The organism is Protofrankia sp. Cr1 (assembly GCF_963555865.1).
Classification (GTDB): Bacteria; Actinomycetota; Actinomycetes; order Frankiales; family Frankiaceae; genus Protofrankia.
In genome coordinates this window covers 1-1,961 of record NZ_CAUVXO010000177.1, presented here as the reverse complement: position 1 = coordinate 1,961, position 1,961 = coordinate 1, and the positions used below count along the sequence as shown (strand labels likewise).

Here is a 1,961-nt window from a genome sequence, read left to right as displayed (position 1 = left end):
CCGGCGCCGCCCTGTGGTTGGCCTGTGGTTGGCCTGGGCGAATGTGGCACTACCCCCGACAACAGGGCAGGATGCAGACAGGCAATTGGGTATGCCGATGTAAGCAGCTCACATCAGTTACGGCTGGCGTTCGGTGCTCGGGAATGGCCCGGCGTACCGCCAACGGCACCGGCCGGGGACAGGAAGCGGAGCCCGGACTTCGATGGCCGACAGGACAAGCGACTTCAAGCCCGGCCTGGAAGGCGTGATCGCCTTCGAGACCGAGATCGCGGAGCCGGACAGGGAAGGTAGCGCGCTGCGGTATCGCGGCGTCGACATCGAGGACCTCGTCGGCAAGGTCGACTACGGTCATGTGTGGGGGTTGCTCGTCGACTCCTCCTTCGAGCCCGGCCTGCCGCCGGCGGAGCCCTTCCCGTTGCCGGTGCACTCGGGCGACATCCGGGTGGACGTGCAGAGCGCGCTTGCCACGCTCACTCCCTACTGGGGTTTCGGCCAGCTCATCGACATCTCCGACGCCGAAGCCCGGGACAACCTGGCGCGGGCGTCGGTGGTGGCGCTGTCCTTCGTCGCGCAGGCGGCACGCGGTCTCGGTCTGCCCGCCGTCTCGCAGAAGGAAGTCGACAAGGCCCGCACGATCACTGAGCGTTTCATGATCCGCTGGCGGGGAGAGCCGGATCCCAAGCATGTCCAGGCAGTGGATGCCTACTGGGTATCAGCTGCTGAGCACGGTATGAACGCGTCCACCTTCACCGCCCGGGTGGTGGCCTCCACCGGTGCGGACGCGGCGGCCGCACTGTCCTCGGCGGTCGGGGCGCTGTCCGGTCCGCTGCATGGCGGGGCGCCGTCCCGGGTGCTCGCGATGCTGGACGATGTCGAGCGCACCGGCGACCCGGTCGGTTACGTACGCCGCGCGCTTGACCGCAAGGAGCGGCTGATGGGTTTCGGTCACCGGGTGTACCGCGCGGAGGATCCGCGCGCCCGGGTGCTACGGCGGACGGCCCGCGACCTTGGTTCACACCGTTACGAGGTGGCCGAGGCGCTGGAAGGCGCGGCCATCGAGGAGCTCACGAACCGGTACCCGGACCGCCCGCTGCGGACGAACGTCGAGTTCTGGTCCGCCGTCGTGCTGGACTACGCGCAGGTGCCGCCGCACATGTTCACGTCCATGTTCACCTGTGCCCGTACCGCCGGTTGGAGCGCCCACATCCTGGAGCAGAAGCGCACCGGACGCCTCATCCGCCCGTCCGCGCGCTACATCGGTCCGGCGCCGCGACCGCTGGGTGACGTCCATGCCTGACGGCATCGTCATCCCCGGGCAGCTGCGTCCCGTTGACGGGCGCTTCGGTTGCGGCCCGTCCAAGGTCCGGCCCGAGGCGGTCGCCCAGCTCGCCGCGACCGGAACGTCCCTGCTCGGGACGTCGCACCGGCAGAAGCCCGTGCGCAACCTGGTCGGACGCGTCCGCGCGGGTCTCGCCGACCTGTTCTCGCTGCCCGACGGGTACGAGGTGGTGCTCGGCGTCGGCGGCTCCACGGCCTTCTGGGATGCGGCCGCGTTCAACCTGGTGCGGGAACGTTCGCAGCATCTGGTGTTCGGGGAGTTCGGCGGCAAGTTCGCAGACACCGCGAAGGGCGCGCCGTTCCTGGCCGAGCCGTTGATCATTACCTCGGCGCCCGGCAGTCATCCCGACTGGGCACCCGAGCCGGGCATCGACGTGTACGCCACCCCGCACAACGAGACGTCCACGGGCGCGGCGAAGCCGGTCCGCCGGCCGGTCGGGGCGGACGAGGGTGCGCTGCACCTGGTCGACGCGACCTCCGGCGCGGGCGGGCTACCCGTCGACATCCGCGAGGTCGACGCCTACTACTTCGCGCCGCAGAAGAGCTTCGCCTCCGACGGCGGGCTGTGGGTGGCGCTGCTCTCACCGGCCGCGATCGAACGGTTGGCTGAGATCTCCCCGTCC

2 protein-coding genes are annotated in these 1,961 nt (G+C 70.0%); both read left to right on the top strand.

The genetic code is table 11. The features are described from left to right. The first annotated feature begins 202 nt into the window (after nucleotides 1–202). The gene (locus tag U9980_RS14915) at nucleotides 203–1,297 is read left to right on the top strand and encodes a citrate synthase 2 (RefSeq protein WP_322768460.1); all 1,095 of its coding nucleotides are present in this window, start codon (nucleotides 203–205) and stop codon (nucleotides 1,295–1,297) included. After that, nucleotides 1,290–1,961 (top strand): aminotransferase class V-fold PLP-dependent enzyme (locus tag U9980_RS14910; protein ID WP_322768459.1); only part of this gene is annotated, 672 nt, incomplete at its 3' end. The genes U9980_RS14915 and U9980_RS14910, both read left to right, overlap by 8 nt.

Excerpts from the sequence above, each read along its gene's own strand:
- U9980_RS14915 (WP_322768460.1), top strand. The coding sequence starts at position 203 with ATGGCCGACAGGACAAGCGACTTCAAGCCCGGCCTGGAAGGCGTGATC.